Origin of the sequence: Sphingomonas sp. NY01 (assembly GCF_038809135.1) — a bacterium.
GTDB classification, from domain to species: domain Bacteria; phylum Pseudomonadota; class Alphaproteobacteria; order Sphingomonadales; family Sphingomonadaceae; genus Sphingomonas; species Sphingomonas carotinifaciens.
In genome coordinates this window covers 211,982-232,845 of sequence record NZ_CP101722.1, presented here as the reverse complement: position 1 = coordinate 232,845, position 20,864 = coordinate 211,982, and the positions used below count along the sequence as shown (strand labels likewise).

General features: G+C 68.1%; 16 protein-coding genes. 8 read left to right on the top strand and 8 right to left on the bottom strand.

Annotated features, from left to right (window positions below):
• The first annotated feature begins 66 nt into the window (after positions 1-66).
• From nadB to NPJ82_RS01165, 4 genes are all read left to right on the top strand, one after another.
• Positions 67-1,656 carry an L-aspartate oxidase gene (nadB, locus tag NPJ82_RS01180; protein WP_342658071.1) on the top strand — a complete coding sequence of 530 codons (1,590 nt, stop codon included), beginning with the start codon at positions 67-69 and terminating at the stop codon, positions 1,654-1,656.
• Positions 1,657-1,785: 129 nt separating this feature from the next.
• Entirely contained in the window at positions 1,786-2,904 is a 1,119-nt protein-coding gene (locus NPJ82_RS01175) for a serine hydrolase (RefSeq protein ID WP_342659053.1), read from the top strand.
• A 78-nt stretch (positions 2,905-2,982) separates the two neighbouring features.
• A complete protein-coding gene (gene polA / locus NPJ82_RS01170; RefSeq protein WP_342658070.1) occupies positions 2,983-5,742 on the top strand; it encodes a DNA polymerase I in 2,760 nt (919 codons plus the stop codon).
• 136 nt (positions 5,743-5,878) lie between these two features.
• Positions 5,879-7,396 carry an oligosaccharide flippase family protein gene (locus tag NPJ82_RS01165; RefSeq protein ID WP_342658069.1) on the top strand — a complete coding sequence of 506 codons (1,518 nt, stop codon included), beginning with the start codon at positions 5,879-5,881 and terminating at the stop codon, positions 7,394-7,396.
• Positions 7,397-7,401: 5 nt separating this feature from the next.
• On the opposite strand, the gene NPJ82_RS01160 is transcribed toward NPJ82_RS01165, so the two are convergent.
• The 5 genes from NPJ82_RS01160 to NPJ82_RS01140 form a co-directional block, all read right to left on the bottom strand.
• Entirely contained in the window at positions 7,402-7,908 is a 507-nt protein-coding gene (locus NPJ82_RS01160; protein ID WP_342658068.1) for a hypothetical protein, read from the bottom strand.
• Positions 7,909-7,998: 90 nt separating this feature from the next.
• Positions 7,999-9,588, bottom strand: a complete 1,590-nt coding sequence (purH, locus tag NPJ82_RS01155; RefSeq protein ID WP_342658067.1) for a bifunctional phosphoribosylaminoimidazolecarboxamide formyltransferase/IMP cyclohydrolase — start codon at positions 9,586-9,588, stop codon at positions 7,999-8,001.
• A 46-nt stretch (positions 9,589-9,634) separates the two neighbouring features.
• Complete coding sequence (locus NPJ82_RS01150) at positions 9,635-11,362, bottom strand: heparinase II/III family protein (protein ID WP_342658066.1); 1,728 nt, start codon at positions 11,360-11,362, stop codon at positions 9,635-9,637.
• Positions 11,359-12,015, bottom strand: coding sequence for a ribulose-phosphate 3-epimerase (gene rpe, locus NPJ82_RS01145; protein ID WP_267347941.1), 657 nt, complete (start codon positions 12,013-12,015; stop codon positions 11,359-11,361). The genes NPJ82_RS01150 and rpe overlap by 4 nt, the downstream gene beginning before the upstream one ends.
• 34 nt (positions 12,016-12,049) lie before the next feature.
• Positions 12,050-13,291: a transcription antitermination factor NusB gene (locus NPJ82_RS01140; protein ID WP_342659052.1), complete on the bottom strand. Its 1,242-nt coding sequence runs from the start codon at positions 13,289-13,291 to the stop codon at positions 12,050-12,052.
• A gap of 112 nt (positions 13,292-13,403) precedes the next feature.
• Here NPJ82_RS01140 and NPJ82_RS01135 point away from each other — a divergent pair, with 112 nt between their 5' ends.
• Together NPJ82_RS01135 and NPJ82_RS01130 are read left to right on the top strand one after the other, a co-directional pair.
• Positions 13,404-13,565 (top strand): DUF1674 domain-containing protein, encoded by a 162-nt coding sequence (locus NPJ82_RS01135; protein ID WP_149682681.1) that lies wholly within the window; start codon positions 13,404-13,406, stop codon positions 13,563-13,565.
• 53 nt (positions 13,566-13,618) lie between these two features.
• Positions 13,619-15,466, top strand: coding sequence for an AsmA family protein (locus NPJ82_RS01130; RefSeq protein ID WP_342658065.1), 1,848 nt, complete (start codon positions 13,619-13,621; stop codon positions 15,464-15,466).
• Between the two features lie 93 nt (positions 15,467-15,559).
• Here the strand turns inward: NPJ82_RS01130 and NPJ82_RS01125 are convergent, their stop codons facing one another.
• The gene (locus NPJ82_RS01125; RefSeq protein WP_112383756.1) at positions 15,560-16,174 is read right to left on the bottom strand and encodes a methyltransferase; all 615 of its coding nucleotides are present in this window, start codon (positions 16,172-16,174) and stop codon (positions 15,560-15,562) included.
• Positions 16,175-16,340: 166 nt separating this feature from the next.
• Between NPJ82_RS01125 and NPJ82_RS01120 the strand changes: the two genes are divergently transcribed.
• A complete protein-coding gene (locus NPJ82_RS01120; RefSeq protein ID WP_267347946.1) occupies positions 16,341-16,658 on the top strand; it encodes an antibiotic biosynthesis monooxygenase in 318 nt (105 codons plus the stop codon).
• Between the two features lie 32 nt (positions 16,659-16,690).
• Here the strand turns inward: NPJ82_RS01120 and NPJ82_RS01115 are convergent, their stop codons facing one another.
• Positions 16,691-18,961: a CDC48 family AAA ATPase gene (locus tag NPJ82_RS01115; RefSeq protein ID WP_112383758.1), complete on the bottom strand. Its 2,271-nt coding sequence runs from the start codon at positions 18,959-18,961 to the stop codon at positions 16,691-16,693.
• A 257-nt stretch (positions 18,962-19,218) separates the two neighbouring features.
• Here NPJ82_RS01115 and NPJ82_RS01110 point away from each other — a divergent pair, with 257 nt between their 5' ends.
• Positions 19,219-20,109: a LysR substrate-binding domain-containing protein gene (locus NPJ82_RS01110; protein ID WP_112383798.1), complete on the top strand. Its 891-nt coding sequence runs from the start codon at positions 19,219-19,221 to the stop codon at positions 20,107-20,109.
• A 284-nt stretch (positions 20,110-20,393) separates the two neighbouring features.
• Here the strand turns inward: NPJ82_RS01110 and NPJ82_RS01105 are convergent, their stop codons facing one another.
• Entirely contained in the window at positions 20,394-20,849 is a 456-nt protein-coding gene (locus NPJ82_RS01105; protein WP_112383759.1) for a peptidylprolyl isomerase, read from the bottom strand.
• Positions 20,850-20,864: the final 15 nt, after the last annotated feature.

Sequence of the window (20,864 nt, the reverse complement as noted above, 5' to 3'; positions counted from 1 at the left end):
TCCCTTGCGCCCGCGCGCCCCGCCTGCCATCCGACGCGCTTTAGGCCTTGCCGGAGATTGCCCGACGTGACCGGTTCCGCATCGACGAGCGACATCCTGATCGTGGGGTCGGGCGCGGCCGGGTTGACCGCCGCGCTCAACCTCGCGGAACGCTTCCACGTCACCGTGCTCGCCAAGGGCGCCCTGAACGAAGGCTCCACCGCTTGGGCGCAAGGGGGGATCGCGGCGGTGCTGGAGCCGGGCGACACCTTTGACAACCATGTCGAGGACACGATGGTCGCCGGCGCCGGGTTGAACGACCGCAGCATCGTCGAATTCGTCGTGGAGGGCGCCCCCGCCGCGATCGAGCGCCTGCAAAAGCTGGGCGTCCCCTTTGCCGAGGAAGGCGGCACGCTGCACCTGACCCGCGAGGGCGGGCATTCGCACCGCCGCATCGTCCATGTCGCCGATGCCACCGGCTGGGCGGTGCAGGAGGCGTTGCAAAAGGCGGCGGAGGCGCATCCCAACATCACCCTGATCCCCGATCAGGTCGCGATCGACCTCGCCACCAGCCGGCACGAGATGCGCTATTCGGGCGCCGGCAACGTGTGGGGCGTCTATGCGGTCGATCGCCGCACCGGCCGCGTCGGGCTGCACACCGCACGCGCGACCATATTGGCGACGGGCGGCGCGGGCCGCACCTATCTGTTCTCCACCGCGCCGCGCGGGGCGACCGGCGACGGCATCGCCATGGCCTGGAGGGCGGGCGCCCGCGTCTCCAACATGGAATTCATGCAGTTCCACCCGACCTGCCTCTACAATCTGGAGGTCAAGAACTTCCTGATCACCGAGGCGGTGCGCGGCGAAGGCGGGCGGCTGTGCAACCCGCGCACCGGCCGCCGCTTCATGCCCGATGTCGACCCCCGCGCCGAACTGGCCCCCCGCGACGTCGTCGCCCGCGCGATCGATGCCGAGATCAAGCGTGACGGCCTGGATTACGTCCATCTCGACATCAGCCACATGCCGGCCGATTTCATCCGCGCGCACTTCCCCAACATCCAGGAAAAGCTTGGCGGCCTCGGCATCGACATGACGACCGGACCGATCCCCGTCGTGCCGGCGCAGCATTATACCTGCGGCGGCATCGTCGTGGACCGGGACGGGCATACCGATCTGCCCGGCCTGTATGCGGTGGGCGAATGCACCCAGTCCGGGCTGCACGGCGCCAATCGCCTCGCCTCCAACTCGCTGCTCGAATGTTTCGTCTTCGGCGAGGCGGCGGCCAATCATATCGCCGCGCACTGGGCGGACCTGCCGCCGCCGCCGGCGATCCGCACCTGGGACGAAAGCCGCGTCACCGATTCGGACGAGGAAGTGGTCATCAAGCAGAACTGGACGGAGATCCGCCGGTTCATGTGGAATTATGTCGGCATCGTGCGCACCACCAAGCGGTTGCAGCGCGCCGCCAACCGCATCCGCATGCTGAACGACGAGGTGGCCGAGCATTACGGCCATTTCCGCGTCACCCCCGACCTGATCGAGTTGCGCAACCTACTCCAGACCGCCGACCTGATCGTCCGCTCCGCGCTGCATCGCAAGGAGAGTCGGGGCCTTCATTATACGCTCGACTATCCTGAAACCCTGCCGCACGCGGTGGACACGATCCTCGTCCCCTGACCGCTGCCCCCGGCTTCGCGGTTCGCCGCACCCCTGCCGCGCTTCATCGCAACCCGCAGAAATCCGCGGTTTCCTGACACCGCTCGACCGGTCAAGGATCGCGGCATCGTGCGGGGTGCTTTTGTGAACATGCGTATGGCCGGGTTCGGCAGATGGGCGACGGTTGCGGGTCTGCTGGCGCTTGCCGGATGCAATGTGGTGCCAAGCCCCGGCGCCAGCGCCAACGCCCCGGCGCGCGAACCGGAGGTGGCGGTATCGATCCCCGTGCCGCCGCCCCGCCCGCGCAGCGCACCCGCCGCACCGCAGGGCCTGATCCGCACCGTTCAGAGCCTGTATGCCGGGTTCGAGGGCAAGAAGGGCATCGCCATCCGCGCCGTCGATGACGGCTGGACGGTGGAGGCCGGTGGCCGCCAGCGCCTGCCGCAGCAATCGGTATCCAAGCTGTGGGTCGCGATCACGCTGCTCGACCTGCGCGACAAGGGCAAGGCGCGGCTGGACGACCCGATCACCGTCCGCCGCGAAGACCTGACGCTGTTCCACCAGCCGATCGCCTATCTGGTGAAGGGCGACGGGTTCCAGACCACCGTCGGCGGTCTGCTCACCCGCGCCCTGACCCAGAGCGACAACACCGCCAACGACCGGCTGCTCACCTATGTCGGCGGGCCGGCGGCGGTGCGGCGGATGATCGCGGAGAAGCGGCTGGGCGACATCCGCTTCGGCCCCGGCGAACGGCTGCTCCAGGCCAAGACCGCCGGCCTGACCTGGCAGCCCGCCTATGCGCTGGGCAACGCCTTTTCCGTGGCACGCGCCCGGCTCGACCCGGCGGCGCGCGCCACCGCGCTCGACGCCTATGTCGCCGATCCGCCCGACGGTGCCGCGCCGATCGCCATCGCCGACGCGCTCGCCCGGCTGACCCGCGGCGAGTTGCTGTCCGAAACCTCGACGCGCATCCTGCTGGAGACGATGGGCGCCTCGCGCACCGGTCATGCCCGCCTGCGCGCCGCCATACCGGCCAGCTGGCAGCTCGCGCACAAGACCGGCACCGGGCAGGATCTCGGCCGCCGCAATGCCGGGTTCAACGATGTCGGGCTGCTCACCGCGCCCGACGGCCGCCGCTTCGCGGTCGCGGTGATGATCGGCGACACGACCGAGCCGATCCGCAACCGCCAGGTGCTGATCCAGAACGTCGCCGCCGCCGTCGCCACCTATGCCGGTTCCGCGCAGGGACCGGGCTCGGTCGCGAACTGACGGAAAGCCGCCCCCGCCGCTATCGCCAAGGCGGGGGCTGTTTACGCACCCCCGCATCCGCTACACCCCCGAACCGTCATGCCCCATCTCTATCTCGTCGACGGCTCCGGCTATATCTTTCGCGCCTATCACCGGCTGCCGCCGCTCACCAACAAGCATGGCGAGCCGGTCGGCGCGGTCTATGGCTACACCACCATGTTGTGGAAGCTGGCGGACGAACTCCACGCGGCCGAGGGCCCGACCCACATGGCGGTGATTCTCGACAAATCGTCGAAGACGTTCCGCAACGACCTGTACGACCAGTATAAGGCGCACCGGCCGCCCCCGCCCGAAGACCTGGTGCCGCAATTCCCGATGATCCGCGACGCCACCCGCGCCTTCTCGCTGCCCTGCATCGAGACCGAGGGGCTGGAAGCCGACGACATCATCGCCTGCTATGCCAAGGCGGCACTGGCGCAAGGCTGGCAGGTGACGATCGTCTCGTCCGACAAGGACCTGATGCAGCTGATCGAGCCCGGCCTCGACCTGTACGACACGATGAACAACCGCCGGCTGGGCCCGGAGCATGTCGCGGAGAAGTTCCACGGCATCGCGCCCTCGCAACTGGGCGACGTGCTGGCGCTGATGGGCGACAGCGTCGACAACGTCCCCGGCGTTCCCGGCGTCGGGCCCAAGACCGCGGCCAAGCTGATCCTCGAACATGGCGACCTGGCGGGCGTCCTGGCCGCTGCGGAGGGGATGAAGAAGGGCAAGCTGCGCGACAATCTGATCGAGCATGCCGACATGGCCCGGCTCAGCCGCGAGCTGGTGTCGCTGCGCTGCGACGTGGCGCTGCCCGAACCGCTGGAAGACCTCGAACTCAAGGGCATTCCCGACGCGCCGCTGCGCGCCTTTCTTGAACATCACGGCTTCCGCTCGCTCCTGACCAAGCTCGGCCAGGTCGCCGACGCCCCCGTCGAGAACCCGGCGTCCGTCGATCTGCCCGAGGATGACGATCCGCCCTGCAACCATGACGGGTACGAGACGGTGCAGGATGTGGACGCGCTCGATCGCTGGATAGCCGTTGCGCGCCACCAGGGCTGGATCGCGGTCGATACCGAGACGAGTTCGACGGATGCCACCCAGGCCGAACTGGTCGGGGTCAGCCTCGCCCTCGCCCCCAACCTCGCCTGCTACATCCCCCTCGGCCACGGCGGCAACGACCTGCTCGCCGAGGTGCCGGTGCAGATCGACCGCGACGTCGCCCTGGCGAAGCTCAAGGACCTGATGGAGGACCCCTCGGTCCTGAAGATCGGCCACAATCTGAAGTTCGACATGATCGTGCTGGGCGAGCGCGGCATATCGGTCGCGCCGCATGACGACACGATCGTGATGAGCTTCGATCTCGACGCCGGTCTGCATGGCCATGGCATGGACGAACTCGCCGCCACCCATCTCAGCCATGCCTGCATCGCGTTCAAGGACGTGGTCGGCACCGGCAAGACGCAGCGCGGCTTTCACGAAGTCGATCTGAACGCTGCCACCCGCTACGCCGCCGAGGATGCGGACGTGACGCTGCGCCTCTGGAAGCGCTTCAAGGCGCGCCTGCCCGCCGAAGGCTCGACCCGCGTGTACGAGATGGTCGACCGCCCGCTCGTTCCCGTGATCGCGCGCATGGAGCGCCGGGGCATCAAGGTCGACCGCGAGGTGCTGGCCAGGCTGTCCGACGAGTTTGCCGGCCGCATCGCCGAGCGCGAAGGCGAAGTGCACGCGCTCGCCGGCCAGCCCTTCACCATCGGCAGCCCCAAGCAGCTTGGCGACATCCTGTTCGAGAAGCTGGGCCTGAAGGGCGGGCGCAAGGGCAAGTCGGGGGTCTATTCCACCGACGTCACCGAACTGGAGCGCCTCGCGCGCGACGGCGGTCCGGGTGCGGAGATCGTGCGCAAGGTGCTCGACTGGCGCCAGCTCACCAAGCTGAAGAACACCTATACCGATGCGCTGCAGGCGCAGATCAATCCGAAGACCGGCCGCGTCCACACCAGCTACTCGCTGACCGGCGCGCAGACCGGCCGCCTGTCCTCGACCGAGCCCAACCTCCAGAACATCCCGATCCGCACCGAGGTCGGCCGCCAGATCCGCGACGCCTTCGTGGCGGAACCAGGCAACGTCATCCTCGCGGCCGACTACAGCCAGATCGAACTTCGCCTCGCCGCCCACATGGCGGACGTGCCGGCGCTGCGCGATGCGTTCGCGAATGGCGACGACATCCACAGCCTGACCGCCACCGAATTGTTCGGCGAAGTGAACCGCGACACCCGCGCGCGGGCCAAGACGATCAACTTCGCGATCCTCTACGGCATCAGCCGCTGGGGCCTTGCCGGCCGTCTCGAAGTCTCCGCCGACGAGGCGCAGGCGATGATCGACCGCTATTTCGAGCGTTTCCCTGGCATCAACCGCTACATGGCCGAGACGTTGACCCAGGTGCGCGACCACGGCTTCACCCAGACGCTGTTCGGCCGTAAGACCCACTTCCCGCGCATCAAGTCGCGCAACCAGGGCGAGCGGCAGGGTGCCGAGCGCGCCGCGATCAACGCGCCGATCCAGGGCACCTCGGCCGATATCATCAAGCGCGCCATGGTCCGCATGGAACCCGCGCTGGAGGCGGCCGGCCTGTCCCAGGTCCGCATGCTCCTCCAGGTTCACGACGAACTGGTCTTCGAACTGCCCGAAGGCGATGTCGACGCCGCCAGCGCGGTGATCCGCGACGTCATGGAGCGCGCCGCAGAGCCTGCGGTGATGCTCTCGGTCCCGCTGGGCGTCGAGATCGGCACGGGAGCAAGCTGGGGAGCGGCACATTGACCGCCACCACCCGGTCACCCTCACCCTTCCGCGGCTTCGCCGCTCCCTCCCTCTCCCAGCGGGAAAGGGAGGGGGCCCGCCTGGCGCAGCCGGGCGGGAAGGGTGAGGGCGATCCGGTGGCGAAAGCCTGACTCGCATGGCCTCCTCCTCCCAGGACATCGACACGCTCGCCAAGGGCGGGCGGACCAATATCGCCGGCTTCATCCTGCGTCTGGCCGCGCGCATCCCCTTCCTGTTCATCGCCGGCCGCATCTACGGCCCCGATCTGGTCGGCCGCTTCGCTATCGCGGTGGTGGTGGTCGAACTGGCGGCGCTCGTCGCCACGCTGGGGCTGAAACGCGGACTGGCGCAGGCGCTGTCCTCGACCGACCGGCCGCATGTGAACGTGGTGTGGGACGCGATGGCGCTCGCGCTGATCGCCAGCGTCGCCGCCAGCAGCTTCCTGTGGCTCTTTCCGGAGATCATGTATCCCAACACGGCGATCACCGGGCTCGACCGCTGGCTGCCCGCGATCATCGTCGCCTCCGCCTGGTCCGATGTCAGCCTCGCGGCGCTTGCCTACCGGTTGAACGTGAAGGCCGCGGTCACCGCGCGTGCGGTGGTGGAGCCGTGGACGATCTCGATCGCCGCCTGGATCTTCTCCTTCTTCACCATCCGCGACGGGCTTGTCCTCTCCTACGTCGCCTCGATGATCGCCGCCCTGATCGCCAGCATCGTCCCCCTGATCCGCAGCTACGGCCTCCCCCGCGGCTGGTCCCCTGAGCTCACCCAGCTCTTCGCCCTCGCCCGCGCCAACGCCCCCCTCGCCGGCGCCGACGCTCTCGAATGGGGCAGCCGCAACGTCGACCGCTTCATCCTGGGCGTCATGTTCGAACCCAAGATCGTCGGCATCTATTACATGGCGCAACAGGTCGCGAGCCTGCCGCAAAAGCTGAAGACCAGCTTCGACCCCATTCTCGGTCCCGTCATCACCCAAAGCCTAGCCGTGCGCGATTACGGTGCGATCGCGCGACAGGTGCGCCAGGTCGCATTCTGGATCATGGCGGCGCAAGGCGGCCTCGCGCTGATGGGATCGATCCCGGGCGAGGCGGTGATGGGCGTCGTCGGCCCGCAATTCGTCGCCGGCACGGCCGCGCTCGCCTTTCTGCTCACCGCCGAAGTGCTCGCCTCGACGGGCGCGGTATGCGAATCGGCGCTGGTCTATACCGCGCGCCACCGCAACCTGATGATCTCGGTGGTCATGCTGGGGGTACAGGTGGGGCTCAGCTTCGCGCTGATCCTCGGCATGCGCGCGCTCGGCTGGCCCGCGACATGGCAGGCCGCGGGCCCGGCCGTCGCGCTGATGCTCAGCCTCGGCATCACCTCGATCGTCAAGGCGACGCTGCTGTCCCGCATCCTGAAAGCGTCGGTTTCGCCGCTGCGCTGGCCGCTCTTGTGGGCGTTCGGGGCCGCAATGGTGGTCGGCGTGGGCTTCACCGCCCTGCCGGCGCATCTCGAATGGGTGGAACTGGTCGTCGGCGAACCGGCGATCCTGGCAACCTATCTCTTCGTCCTCTGGCGCTTCGCCTTCGGCCCCGCCGACCGTGCCCTGTTCGGCAAGATGCCCGATGCGGAGGAAGCGACCCTGCCGCATGCGGGCGGGGTGACGCGCTAAGCGGTTCAGTCGATCACGTCGACCGTGACGGTATTGCTGAACCATTGCTGATAGCGGGTTGGTGTTGCCGCGATGTTCATCAGCGAGACGAGAAGCCGCACCCGGTAGCGGCCGGGGCCCGGAAACACCCAGCGTGGAAACTCTGCCACCTGCAAGGTCATGGGCTGGCCTGGGCGAACCACAGTAAGCCCGTCGGACGACTGTGGCGCCGCCGGCGGGGATGTTGCCGGCGGTTCCAGCGGCGCAACCCGTCGGCCCTGCATGTCCATCACATCGAAGGCGATCCCGCCTGTCGGCTTGAGGAAGCGAGAAATCCTGAATGCCGGGCCTTGTACGGCAAGGACGGCGCGCAACTGCACTTCGCCGCGCATCGAAATCGCGGTATCCGGCCGTTCGAGCCGCACGTTCAGGTGATGCTCGTCCCCCGACGCCCATTCCGCCTGTGCCGGCACCGTCCACAACGCGACGGGCGCGTCAATTCCCAGTGCCAGCACTATCGCCATGGCAAGCATCGACGTCCCCCCTCATCCCTGCGCAAGGCTTTTGCAGCTGACCCGGCCATGGCGCGAACAGCACACAAGGCCGGGTCAGTTCGGGTACCATCAATGCCGGAAGTGGCGCATGCCGGTGAAGACCATCGCCAGGCCGGCCTCGTCGGCGGCGGCGATCACCTCGTCGTCGCGGATCGATCCGCCCGGTTGGATCACCGCGGTGGCGCCGGCCTCCACTGCCGCCAGCAACCCGTCGGCGAACGGGAAGAATGCATCCGACGCGACCGCCGATCCGATCGTGCGCGGCTCGGCCCAGCCGGCCTTGTCCGCGGCGTCCTTGGCCTTCCAGGCGGCGATGCGCGCCGATTCGAGCCGGTTCATCTGCCCGGCGCCGACGCCGGCCGTGCTGCCGCCCTTGGCATAGACGATCGCGTTCGACTTCACATGCTTGGCCACCGTCCAGGCGAAGCGGCAATCGGCCAGCTCCTGCTCCGTCGGCGCGCGCCTGGTGACGACCTTCAGCATGTCGTCGGTCAGTCGGCCATTGTCGCGGCTCTGCACCAACAGCCCGCCCGCGATCGACTTCACCATCAGGCCGGGGCGTGCCGGGTTCGGCAACTCACCCGACAGCAGCAGGCGCAGGTTCTTCTTCCTGGCAAAGATCGCCCGCGCCTCCGGGCTGGCGTCGGGCGCCACCACCACCTCGGTGAAGATCCCCGAGATCGCCTCGGCGGTTTCCGCGTCCAGCGGGCGGTTGCAGGCGATGATGCCGCCGAACGCCGACACGGTGTCGCACGCGAACGCCGCCTTGTACGCATCCAGCAGCGTATCGCTGCTCGCCACGCCGCACGGATTGGCATGCTTGACGATGACGACGGTGGGCGGCCCGTCGATGAACTCGGACACCAGCTCCAGCGCGGCATCGGCATCGTTCAGGTTGTTGTAGCTGAGCGCCTTGCCCTGCAACTGCTCGGCCTGGGCGATGCCCCGCGCGCCCTTTTGCGGCAGGTAGAGCGCTGCCACCTGATGCGGATTCTCGCCATAGCGCAGCGGCTCGTGATGGCGCGTATAGGCCATGGGCAGCGTCGCCGGAAATGCCTCGCCCTGATCGGCAAAGGCGAACCACTGCGCGATCGCCGCATCATAGGCCGCGGTCGCCGCATAGGCCTTGGCGGCGAGGCGGCGGCGCATGTCGATGCCGCTGGCGCCGTCGTTCGCGGCCAGCTCCGCCAAAAACGCGTCATAATCCGAAGGATCGGTCAGGATCGCGACATAAGCGTGGTTCTTCGCGGCCGACCGCACCATCGACGGGCCGCCGATATCGATATTCTCGATGATCTCGTCGCGCCCGGCGCCCTTGGCCACCGTCTGCTGGAAGGGATAGAGGTTGACGACGACCAGGTCGATCGCGCCGATGCCATGCTCTTCCATCGCGCGCGCGTGGCTTGCATCGTCGCGCACCGCGAGCAGGCCGCCATGCACCATCGGGTGCAGCGTCTTGACCCGCCCGTCCATCATCTCGGGAAATCCGGTGACGTCGGAAATGTCGCGCACGGGCAGGCCGGCGTCGCGGATCGCCTTGGCGGTGCCGCCGGTCGAGACGAGGTCGACGCCCCGTTCGGCAAGCGCGCGGGCAAGGTCGATCACCCCCGTCTTGTCGGATACGGACAGAAGGGCGCGCTTTACAGGAATATGGGTCATCGGGGCTCCGGGAGTGGAGGGGAACACCGCCGAAGCCCTGTAACGGTCACAGCGCGCGCTTCAAGGCCCAGCTTACATGCCCGCCGCCCGCCGGCGCCTCACCGGTGACGACCAGTTGCTGCGTCTCGACCGGGCGACCATCGGGATCGATCCACAACGAATCCTCGATCACCAGCGCACCGCCGCGGCAGCGGAACTGCCACAAGGCGCCGCTGGTCATGCGCAGCACCGCCGCCGATCCTTCCGGGCTCAGCACCGCCTCCACCTCCTCGCCCAGGTGGAAGCGCAAGGCGAAGGGCGTCGTGCCGGTGCGGCGCTTGCGCCCTTGCGGCAGCAACGCGTCCTCGCCGCGCAGTTCGCGCCCGTCACCGGTCAACAGCAATTGCCGGCGGTGGACGAAGCCCCAGCGGCGGACATAGCCGTCATGGCTGGCCTCGATCCGGCTCGCCGCCTCCGATTCCTGGCGGCTGAGTTCCACCTGTCCGACGCCCCGGCCCAGCGTGCCGTCGGCATGGATCGCGGTGGAGTTCGAATCGCCCACCACCAGGGTCGAGTGCGCCGCGGTGGTGCGCAGGCCATCGGCCAACCGCATCGGCAACTGCTCGATCGCGGCACGCGCACCGCCGCAATTGACCACGATCCGTTCCGGCCCGTCCGAAAACTCGAACGCCAGGGTCGAGGCGCAGCCGCCATCCACCACCTGCGCGATCGGCGGCGGGGCGGCATCGACGACCAGCACCGCGCCGCCGCCGGCGAGACGCTGATACCCCCAGTTGCGCGGCTGGCGCAGCGGCCGGGTGCGCACGCCCGACGCCTCGATGATCGCGGCGATCTGTTCGGGCTGTTCGGGGCCGGCACCCTGCCAGCTCGACAGCGCCCGGTCGGGATGCATCACGCCCAGCAGCGCGGATACCATCCGTTGCAGCGTCGCCGCGATATCCTCGGGCAGCGTCTTGCCGACTGCGGCATAGGATTCGCGCAGCATGGCGAGCAGCATGATCGAATCGAGCAACTGGCCCGGACTGCGCGACACCGATCCGCCATCGTCGAACAATCCGGTGCCCAGCGCGCGCGCCAGTCCTGCCTCGCCAAAGGCCAGGCGCGGCTCGCCGCCGGGAATCAGCAATCCCGCCGCCACCACGCCGCACCATGCCGCGATGCGCGGCACGCCCGCCGGGGCCTTGTCCGCCCCGCGGTCCAGGTGCCGCGCCCCGCGCGCCATCGCGTTCAGCACCTTTGAGCGGTACACCAGGTCGGTCGACGACAGGATCAGCGGCGCATGGCTGGTCCAGAATAGGATGCGCCTGCCCCACAGATCGGGCCGCCACGCCAGCGCATCCACCGTCTCGGCATGCGCATCCAGCCAGCGGCCCATCAGGAACTCCGCCACCGGCGCGCCCTGTTGCCGCGTCGCCACGGTGGACAGGTCACGCAGCCAGGCGAAGCCGTGCAGATATTCGGCGATGGGCCCGGTCAGCCCTCCTTGCGTGAACCACAGCTTGTCGATCTCGCGCTCCGCCCCGCGATAGCGGACAAAGCCGTCGAGCAGCGCATAGCCACGCGTCGCGTCGCCCAGCACGGGATCGTCGGGCACCGCGATCAGCTTCAACGGATGCCGGCCGTTCAGGCGCATGCCGTGGATCGGCGTCCGCCAGGTCAGCCGGTGGAAGCGCTCGGCAAGCCGCTCCGCCAGCGACAGCCCGCTCGTGCCCCCGACGCGGACAAGGCGCTTGCCCTCCTCGATACCGTCCGGCGCGTCCAGCGGCTGGTTCATCCGCGCAGGGCCGCGATATTGGCGGCGTACATGTCGGGCCCGCCCCGGAACGCCGCGGTGCCCGCGACCAGCGCGTCGGCGCCCGCCTCGATGCATCGCCGGGCATGGGTGGCATCGACGCCGCCATCCACCTCCAGGTCGATTGCCCGGCCGCTCATCTCGATCATCTTCCGGATCGCGGCGATCTTCTTCAACTGGCTGTCGATGAAGCTTTGCCCGCCGAAACCGGGATTGACGCTCATCACCAGCACCAGGTCGACCATATCGATCAGGTAATCCAGCATCTTGGCCGGCGTCGCGGGGTTCAGCACCACGCCGGCGCGCTTGCCCAACCCCTTGATGTGCTGGATGGTGCGATGGATATGCGGCCCCGCCTCCGGGTGCACGGTGATCGTGTCCGCGCCGGCTTCCGCAAAGGCGTCCAGATACTGGTCGATCGGCGAGATCATCAGATGCACGTCGAACGGCTTGGCCGTGTGGGGGCGCAGCGCCTTCACCACCGCCGGGCCGATAGTGATGTTAGGCACGAAATGCCCGTCCATCACGTCGATATGGATCCAGTCCGCGCCGGCGGCGTCGATGGCGCGCACCTCCTCCCCCAGCTTGGCGAAGTCGGCGGACAGGATGGACGGGGCGATACGGACGGGCTGCATGGGCAATGGTCTCTAGGGCTAATGAAAGGTTAAGTCAGCCGTTGCGTTCCAGCAGCGTGATAAAGAAGCCGTCGCACCGCCCCTGTTCGGCCATGTCGCTCGGCAGGGTGCGGATATAAGGTGTTGATTTGCCGACGGGCAGCGGCGCCTGGACGCTGCACAGCGTATAATCCGGATGCGCGGCCAGAAACGCCTCCAGCTGCGCCTCGCCTTCCTCCGGCTCCAGCGAGCAGGTGGCATAGACCATCCGCCCGCCCGGCCGCAGCCATCCGGCGGCGCGCGACAGGATTTTGGCCTGCAGTGCCGCCATCTCGGCGATCACCGAGGGGCGAACGCGGTACAGCACGTCCGGATGCCGGCGGAAGATGCCCGTCGCGCTGCACGGCGCGTCGATCAGGATCGCATCGACGGGCGCGGGCGGCGCCCATTGCAGCACGTCGGCGCACACCACCTCCGCGGCCAGCCCGGTCCGCTCCAGATTGGCGCGCAGCCGCTCCAGCCGGGTGGGCGATGCATCGAGCGCGGTCACCTGCCACCCCGCCGCCGCCAGTTGCAGCGTCTTGCCGCCGGGGGCGGCGCACAGGTCCAGCACGGTGCCCGCCCCCGGCCCCAGCAACCGTGCCGGCATCGACGCGGCCGCATCCTGCACCCACCACGCGCCTTCCTCGAACCCCGGCAGCTCGGGCACCGACGCCGCATCGTGCAGGCGGACATGGCCCGGCATCAGGCTGGTGCCGCCCAGCCGCTCCGCCCAGTCCGCGGTCGCGGCGGGATCGGCCAGCGTCAGGTCCAGCGGCGGCGGCGCGGCGATCGCCTGCTCGGCCGCATCCACCATCGCATCGCCCCACTGCGCCGCCCAGCGTTCCGCCGTCACGCCCGGCAGCTCCGGGACTTCCGGCAGGGACACCCCCTGCCGTATCAGCGTGCCGAACACGCCGTGGACCAGCTTGCGCGGGCCGCCATCGACCAGCGGCAGCACGGTGGAGATGGCGGCATGCGGCGGCGTACCCAGCGACAGCACCTGGACCAGCGCGATGCGCAGCGCCGACCGCGCCTTGGCATCGTCGGGCAACTGGTTCCTGGTCGCCGAATCGATCAGCGCGTCCAGATCGGGCAGGCGGCGCAGCGTTTCCGCCGCGATCGCATGGGCCAGCCCGCGATCGGGCCCGCCATGCAGGTCGCGCGTCGCCGATGCCAGCGCCGCCTCCAGCGGTTCCCCCCGGCGCAGCACCGCGTCCAGCAGGCGCAGGGCCGCGCGCCGGCTTGCCGTGCCCAGCGGCTCGGCTTGACGAACGGGATGATTGGGCCGGCGCGGGGGTCGATTCACTTGGCAAAGCTCCTTGGCACCCCGATGTGGGGGGCACACCCCGCTACCGAAAGGCACGCCCATGGGCCAGCGCCCAGACCATGTGAAACCACCGGCCTATCTCTCTCCCAACCCGCCGGTTCCCGAACCCGAGGCGGAGAAGCGCCCGGAGCATGATCCGCTTGGCAAGGACCCGACCCGTTATGGCGATTGGGAATTGAAGGGTATCGCAATCGATTTTTAATGCGGTTCTGACGCAACCGGAACGAACGTGCGGCTGGCGCGTCGGGCAAAGGGATGCGCACGATCATGAAGGGGCGGACGGCACGGATCGTCCTGGGTACGGTTGCAGCGACCTTGCTGCTCGGCCTGCTGGTCCTGGCGCTGTTCCCCTGGGGCGCGTTGCGCGGCATCGTCACGCGTGAGGCGACCGAGCGCTTTGGTCGCCCCGTCACGATCGGCGCGGTCGAGCGGGTCGACACGATCGGCTTTCACCCCGTCATCGCAATCCGACACCTGCGGATCCCGCAGGCCGCCTGGGCCGGCAGCGGCGATTTCGCGCGGGTCGATACCGCAAAAGTCCGATTTTCCGCCTGGGCGCTGCTGACCGGGGATTTCCGGATCGAGACGGTGGAGGCCCGCGGGCTGCGTCTCGCGCTGGTTCGCGACCGGAATGGCCGGACCAACTGGTCGCGGCCCGGCAGGCGCGAAAGCGGCGGCGGCGCCACCGATCTTCAGGATCTTACCCTCACCGACAGCATCATCACCTACCGCGATGCCAAGCAGGACCGGACCGCCACCGTCCGCTTCGCCGCCGATCCCGATACGGGATTGCGTGCCGAGGGCCGCGGATCGATTCGCGGTGCCGATGTCGCGATCCGCGTCACCGGGGCACCGGTCCGCCCCGGCCCCTGGCCGTTCACCGCGGTCATCGACGGCCCGGCACTGGCGATGCGCGCCGTCGGCCGCATGGACCGCGCGCTCGACACCAATGCGATGACGCTGGACCTGACCGCACGCGCCAGCGACCTGAAACTGATCGATGCGGTGGTGGAGGCCGGGCTGTTCCGCACCCGCCCGGTGCAATTGTCCGCGCATGTCCGCCATCAGCGTCCGGTCTGGACGATCACCGACCTGAAAGGAACGATCGGCCGCTCCGATCTCACCGGCCGGATCACCGTCGACAAAAGCACCGACCGCACGAAGCTCGACGGGGAGATCACCTCCCGCCAGTTCGACTTCGACGATCTTTCCTCGGCTGAGGGTCGCGCGGAGGCCGCTGCACTCGAACGCCGCATCGGCCCGCGCCTCGTACCGAACACCCGTATCGACATCAGCAAGATCGATTCGACCGACGGCACGATCCGTTTTAAGGTCGGTCGCATCGTCAGCGCACAGGGCCCCTCTCCCATCACCGCCATGGCGGGCAGGCTCGTTCTCGACCGCCAATTGCTCCGCATCCCCGAAGTGCGCCTGAACCTGACGGAAGGGGTGGTCCGCGGCTCGGCTCAGGTCGATCAACGGGGTGGCGCGACCCGGCCGACGCTGACGCTCGACCTGCGGCTGTCGGATGCCAGCGTGGTGTCGCTTGCCGGCGGTGGCGGCGACTTCACCGGCCGGGTTTCCGCCCGCGCGCAACTGACCGGCGCGGGGGAGACGATCCGCGACGCCATCGGCCGGTCGCGCGGGTTCATCGGGCTGGTCGTGCGAAACGGCACCCTGCCGGACCGCTATGCCGCGGCGCTCGGCTTCGATGCCGGACGTATGCTGGTGGCAGGCGACGACTCGACGGCCGGCCTGCGCTGCCTCGTGCTGCGGCTGAACATGCGGGACGGCACCGGCCGCGTCGATCCGCTGGTGCTGGATACCACGCGCAGCAAGCTGGAGGGCACGGGCACGGTGCGCTTCCCCGAAGAGCGCATCGCGCTGCGCCTGACCGGCGCGCCCAAGGGCGATGCGATCCTGCGGCTCGACGGTGCCGCCCTGATGAACGGCACGATTCGCCAGCCCGATCTGGTCATCCCGCGCGAGGTGAAGTCGATCGGCAACATCTTCCGCTCGATCGGCCGCGCCATCACCGGTCATGGCGGGCCGACCGCCAGCGACGCCAATTGCGGCGCACTGGCCAACCGGGCGCTACGCTGAGGCCGACATGGAAACGCCGGCCTTTCTAAGGGCCGGCGTCCGGGAAACTCAGGGGCTGTCTGGAAATGCGATGAAGCGCGTTTGAAAACGCCTTCAGTCCTTCCAGGCCCAGTAAAGCTGGGCGGGGGGCACGTTCCACCATTCCATGTCATGGTCGATCCGCTGCCAGTGGGGCAGCAGGAAATCCTTCACTTTCGGGCTGAACTGATAGACCAGGAAGGCACCGTCCGGGCGCAGCACCTCATGCGTGGCGGCGGCGATCGCGGGGCCGACGCCGGCCGGCAGCGTGGAGAAGGGCAGGCCCGACAGCACATAATCGGCGTGCTCGTGGCCGTGATCCTTGATGATCTGGGCAACGTCCGCCGCCGACCCGTTGACCGCGACAAAGCGGGAGTCGGTGATCGTGTGACGCAGATAGCCGCAGAAATCTTCGTTCGTGTCGATCGCGATCAGCGTCGCATCGGGCGCCATCCGCTCCAGAATCGGTCGGCAGAAGGTGCCGACGCCCGGACCATATTCCACGAAGAGCTTGGTATTCGCCCAGTCGACGGGCGCCAGCATCTTGCGGATCAGCTTGTTGGAGGAAGGGATGATAGAGCCGACCATCACCGGATGTTTCAGGAATTCCTGGAAGAACATCTGGCCGGGGGACGGCACGCCGGCGGGTCGGGAACGCGCACGGCGCGCGGCGGTGGTCGAGCTGGGCATCGAGATCCTGTCGTTCGTGGTCCCCACACGGGCGGCGAGGTCTCCCCCTCCGTCGCACAGGTGGCAAACGTGTTTCAAGCTTTTGGGTTGCATCGGTGCGGCGGACGACCCTGGCGCCCCCATTCGCCCACGCCTAAACGGTGCCCGGACGGGGCAGGGCGAACATATGGACAGAACCGGGCAGATCGCCGTCATCTTCGTGTCGCAGCGCACCGACGCCGATGCGGCCGGCTATGCCGCAGCCGCCGAAGCGATGGATCGACTGGCCGCCGCGCAGCCCGGATACCGCGGTGTGGATGCGGCGCGCGACAAGGACGGGCTCGGGATCACGGTCAGCTGGTGGGCGGACGAGGCCGCCGCCATCGCATGGCGCGAACACCCCGCGCATGCGGCGATCCGCGCCGAGGGTCGCGCACGCTGGTACGACCGCTACGACATTGCGGTGGCCGCGGTGACGCGGTCCTACGAATGGGAACGGCCATAACCCCTCTCCCCGCCGGGGAGAGGGGAAAGGCGTCACTCCTTCGACCGGTTCGGAAAGGCAAAGCCGATCGGCTGGATCGCGGCCGCATCCTGCTTCAGCTTGGCGGCGATCTGCTCGTAATCCTGCTCCATTTCCGGCGTGACGCTGGCGCGTGCCTCGTCCAGCGCTTCCTCGAAATCGGCCATGGTCACTTCCTGCGACCGGATCGAGCGCCTGAGCGCGACCAGGCCGGCGCGGCGGACCACATCCTCCAGATCGGCGCCGGTAAACCGCTCGGTCCGCCGCGCGACGATGTCCAGGTCGACGTCGCCGGCCAGCGGCATCTTCTGCGTCTGGATGCCCAGGATGCGGCGGCGCCCTTCTTCATTGGGCACGCCGACATAGATCAGCTCGTCGAAACGGCCGGGGCGCAGCAACGCGGGATCGACCAGATTGGGCCGGTTGGTGGCGCCGATCACGACCACCGACTGCAACTCCTCCAGCCCGTCCATTTCAGCCAGGATGGTGTTCACCACGCGCTCGGTCACCTGCGGCTCGCCCAGCCCGCCACCGCGTGCGGGCACCAGCGAGTCGAGTTCGTCGATAAAGATCACCGTGGGCGCGACCTGTCGCGCACGGGCGAACAACCGGCTGATCTGCTGCTCGCTCTCGCCATACCATTTCGACAGCAGGTCGCTCGATTTGGTGGCGATGAAGTTCGCCTCCGCCTCGCGCGCCACCGCCTTTGCGAGCAACGTCTTGCCGGTGCCCGGCGGCCCGTAAAGCAGGAAGCCCTTGGCGGGGCGGATGCCCAGCCGCCGGAACGCATCCGGGTCCTTCAGCGGCAGCTCGACGCCTTCCTTCAGCCGCATCTGCGCGGCATCCAGCCCGCCGACATCATCCCAGCGCACGCTTGGCGCCTGCACCATCACCTCGCGCATCGCCGAGGGCTGAACCCGCTTCAAGGCTTCAAGAAAATCCTCGCGCGTGACGGACAGGGTGTCCAGCACCTCGGGCGGGATCGTACGTTCCTCCAGATTGAGCTTCGGCATGATCCGCCGCACCGCCTCGATCGCCGCCTCGCGCGTCAGCGCCGCCAGGTCGGCCCCCACGAACCCGAACGTGGTCCGCGCCAGTTCGTCCAGGTCGACCCTGTCCCCCAGCGGCATCCCGCGCGTGTGAATGCCCAGGATCTCCCGCCTGCCCCGCTCGTCCGGCACCCCGACCACGATCTCCCGATCGAACCGCCCCGGCCGTCGCAGCGCCTCGTCGATCGCTTCCGGCCGGTTCGTCGCCGCGATCACCACGAGGTTCGCACGCGATTCCAGTCCGTCCATCAGCGTCAGCAACTGCGCGACGAGGCGCTTCTCCGCCTCGCCCTGCACCCGGTCGCGCTTGGGGGCGATCGAATCGATCTCATCGATGAACACGATCGAGGGCGCGGCCTTGGTCGCCTCCTCGAACACCTCGCGCAGCCGCGACTCGGACTCCCCGTAAGCGGAGCCCATGATTTCCGGCCCGTTGATCAGAAAGAACTGCGCATCCGATTCGTTGGCGACCGCGCGTGCCAGCCGCGTCTTGCCCGTTCCCGGCGGGCCATAGAGCAGCAGCCCCTTGGGCGGATCGACCCCCAGCCGCTGGAACAGCTCGGGATAGCGCAGCGGCAATTCGACCATTTCGCGCAACTGATCGATCGTCGTCGCCATGCCGCCGATATCGTCATAGGTGACGTCGGCACGCCGCTGCGCCGGCTCCTCATATTCGGGGCGCAGCTCGATTTCGGTATTCTCGTCGATATGCACCACGCCCTTGGGGCTGGCCTGCACCACGGCGAGCCGGATCTCCTGCAAGGCATAGGCGGGCGCGTTCATGTAGCGCTGCACGCCCGGCGGCATGTTCGTCACCCGCTGCTGCCCCGCGGTCGCGACCACATCGCCCTGGCACAGCGGTCGACCGAAAAAGGTGCGCTTCAGCGCGTTGGTGGAGCCTTGCAGGCGCAGATTCTGCTGCGCCGGCGCAAAGACGACGCGCGATGCCGGCTTCGATTCCACCCGCCGCACTTCCACGAAATCGCCCGAGCCGACGCCGGCATTGGCGCGCTGCAACCCGTCGATCCGGAGGATATCCAGCCCTTCATCCTCGGGATAGGGGCCGACCGCACGTGCAGGCGTCGCCTGCTTGCCGACGATCTCGATCACGTCACCCTCGGCGATCTGCAATGCCGCCATCAGCGAGCGCGGCAGGTGCGCGAGACCGCGTCCCGAGTCCTCGGGGCGGCTGTTCGCCACCTGTATCTTGCGCGTCGGCGCGTCGCTTTCGGCCATGCTGTTCCTCGTGCTTTTCGTATCGCCAAGAGCGCGCCACGTGGGGGCGGGTTCCGGATCGCGAAAGGGCGAGGCGGCGTGCAGTGCCAAAAAAAAGGGCCGATCCGCAGACCAGCCCATGAAAGTTTTTAGGAGAGGATGCCTGAAAGGCCCGTGCTTTTTGCGTCGCGGCGGATTATGTTGCAAGTGCGAAAAGCGTGTTGACGCTTGCAAGATGTGCAACCGTTTGATCCAAGGATCCCAGGAGGAGGATGTCGATGCGCAGGCTGCCGCCCTTGGGGGCTATCGAGGCATTCGTGCAGGTGGCGCGGCTCGGTTCGATCAAGGCCGCCGCAGAGGAACTGGCCCTGTCCGCGCCCGCGCTCAGCCGCCGGGTGCAGACGCTGGAGCGATTCGTCGGCAAGCCGCTGTTCGCGCGCCGGCATCAGGCGATGGTGCCCAATGACGACGGCGAAACGCTGATGACGCAGATCGCGCCGCTGCTCGACCAATTGTCGGATGCGGTGGAGGCGATGTCGAGCGGTCAGGAAGTGCTGCGCCTGCGTCTCGGCGTGCTGCCGCTCTATGCCTCGCAAAAATTGTTCCCGCGGCTCGGCGAACTGCGCACCGCGCATCCCGAACTGCATCTGGACATCGACACCGCGGGCCATGGCATCGCACGGCTGGGCGAAGGGCTGGATGCGGTGATCGCGCTGGGTCGCGAGATCGATCCGGCGCTTTATGCCAAGCGGCTGGATACCAACCGTGTCTATGTGATCGGCGCCAAGACGTTGCTCGACGGGCCGAACCCGATCGTCCGCCCGGAACAGATGAACGGCATGACCGCGCTGCTCCACCGCGAAATGCCCGACGCCTTCACCGCCTGGACCAGCGCGGTCGGCCTGCCGAACGTGAAGCCCAAGGCGATCGACTTTTTCGATTCGGGCGGGCTGATGCTGGAGGCGGTCGCCCAAGGACTCGGCATCGCCTTCATGCACGCCAGCCATTTCGAGAATGCGCACGACCCGCGACTCGTGCGGCTGTTCGATATCGAGGTGGAAAGCCCCTACAGCCACTGGTTCGTCTGCCGCCCGCGCGCGCTCCAGCAAAAGCCGGTGAAGCTGTTCCACGACTGGCTGATCCGCACGCTTTACCCGCAAGCGGCGTAAGGTTCACGCAAAGACGCCAAGATGGCTCGTCCGCGGCAGCGGACCCTTACCCCTTCTCTTCGCGCCTTCGCGGCTTCGCGTGAACATCGTTTCGCGCCGAGGCGCGGAGAACGCAGAAGGGTTGCGCGCCCGAACACCCGTCGCCGCTTATCCGCAAGGACTAGTATTTGGCGACGCTCGCAACAGCCGGAGCGCAGGCCCAGCAGCGCAATCTCCGCGCCTCCGCGTCTCCGCGTCTCCGCGTGAAAAAAGCCCTCGCTCCAACGAAGCGAGGGCCTTGATGATTACGCCGCGCGGGCCTTCACGATCTTGCCCGGCTCACGCGGAGGCTCGCCCTTGGGCAGCGCGTCGATCAGCTCCATGCCGCTCGAAACCTGGCCCCACACCGTATACTGGCGGTCGAGGAAGCGCGCATCGTCGAAACAGATGAAGAATTGCGAGTTGGCCGAGTTCGGGTCGCTGGTCCGCGCCATCGAACAGGTGCCACGCACATGCGGCTCGGCATTGAATTCCTGCTTCAAATTGGGCTTGTCGGACCCGTGCATGCCCGTGCCGGTCGGGTCGCCGCCCTGTGCCATGAAGCCGGGGATCACGCGGTGGAACACGACGCCGTCGTAGAAACCCTCGTTCGCCAGCTCGCCGATGCGGCGGACATGCTCGGGCGCCAGGTCGGGGCGCAGCGTGATGACGACGTCGCCGTCGTCCAGCGTCAGGGTCAGCGTCTCAAAGGTATCGGCCATCAGTCTTCCTTCCTC

What these genes read in the sequence shown, in the direction of transcription:
- rpe (WP_267347941.1), bottom strand. Translation starts at nt 12,015, where the DNA reads ATGCAGCCCGTCCGTATCGCCCCGTCCATCCTGTCCGCCGACTTCGCC.
- NPJ82_RS01175 (WP_342659053.1), top strand. Translation starts at nt 1,786, where the DNA reads ATGCGTATGGCCGGGTTCGGCAGATGGGCGACGGTTGCGGGTCTGCTG.
- NPJ82_RS01115 (WP_112383758.1), bottom strand. Translation starts at nt 18,961, where the DNA reads ATGGCCGAAAGCGACGCGCCGACGCGCAAGATACAGGTGGCGAACAGC.
- NPJ82_RS01120 (WP_267347946.1), top strand. Translation starts at nt 16,341, where the DNA reads ATGGACAGAACCGGGCAGATCGCCGTCATCTTCGTGTCGCAGCGCACC.
- NPJ82_RS01110 (WP_112383798.1), top strand. Translation starts at nt 19,219, where the DNA reads ATGCGCAGGCTGCCGCCCTTGGGGGCTATCGAGGCATTCGTGCAGGTG.
- purH (WP_342658067.1), bottom strand. Translation starts at nt 9,588, where the DNA reads ATGACCCATATTCCTGTAAAGCGCGCCCTTCTGTCCGTATCCGACAAG.
- NPJ82_RS01125 (WP_112383756.1), bottom strand. Translation starts at nt 16,174, where the DNA reads ATGCCCAGCTCGACCACCGCCGCGCGCCGTGCGCGTTCCCGACCCGCC.
- NPJ82_RS01165 (WP_342658069.1), top strand. Translation starts at nt 5,879, where the DNA reads ATGGCCTCCTCCTCCCAGGACATCGACACGCTCGCCAAGGGCGGGCGG.
- polA (WP_342658070.1), top strand. Translation starts at nt 2,983, where the DNA reads ATGCCCCATCTCTATCTCGTCGACGGCTCCGGCTATATCTTTCGCGCC.
- NPJ82_RS01135 (WP_149682681.1), top strand. Translation starts at nt 13,404, where the DNA reads ATGGGCCAGCGCCCAGACCATGTGAAACCACCGGCCTATCTCTCTCCC.
- NPJ82_RS01160 (WP_342658068.1), bottom strand. Translation starts at nt 7,908, where the DNA reads ATGCTTGCCATGGCGATAGTGCTGGCACTGGGAATTGACGCGCCCGTC.
- NPJ82_RS01130 (WP_342658065.1), top strand. Translation starts at nt 13,619, where the DNA reads ATGCGCACGATCATGAAGGGGCGGACGGCACGGATCGTCCTGGGTACG.
- NPJ82_RS01150 (WP_342658066.1), bottom strand. Translation starts at nt 11,362, where the DNA reads ATGAACCAGCCGCTGGACGCGCCGGACGGTATCGAGGAGGGCAAGCGC.
- NPJ82_RS01105 (WP_112383759.1), bottom strand. Translation starts at nt 20,849, where the DNA reads ATGGCCGATACCTTTGAGACGCTGACCCTGACGCTGGACGACGGCGAC.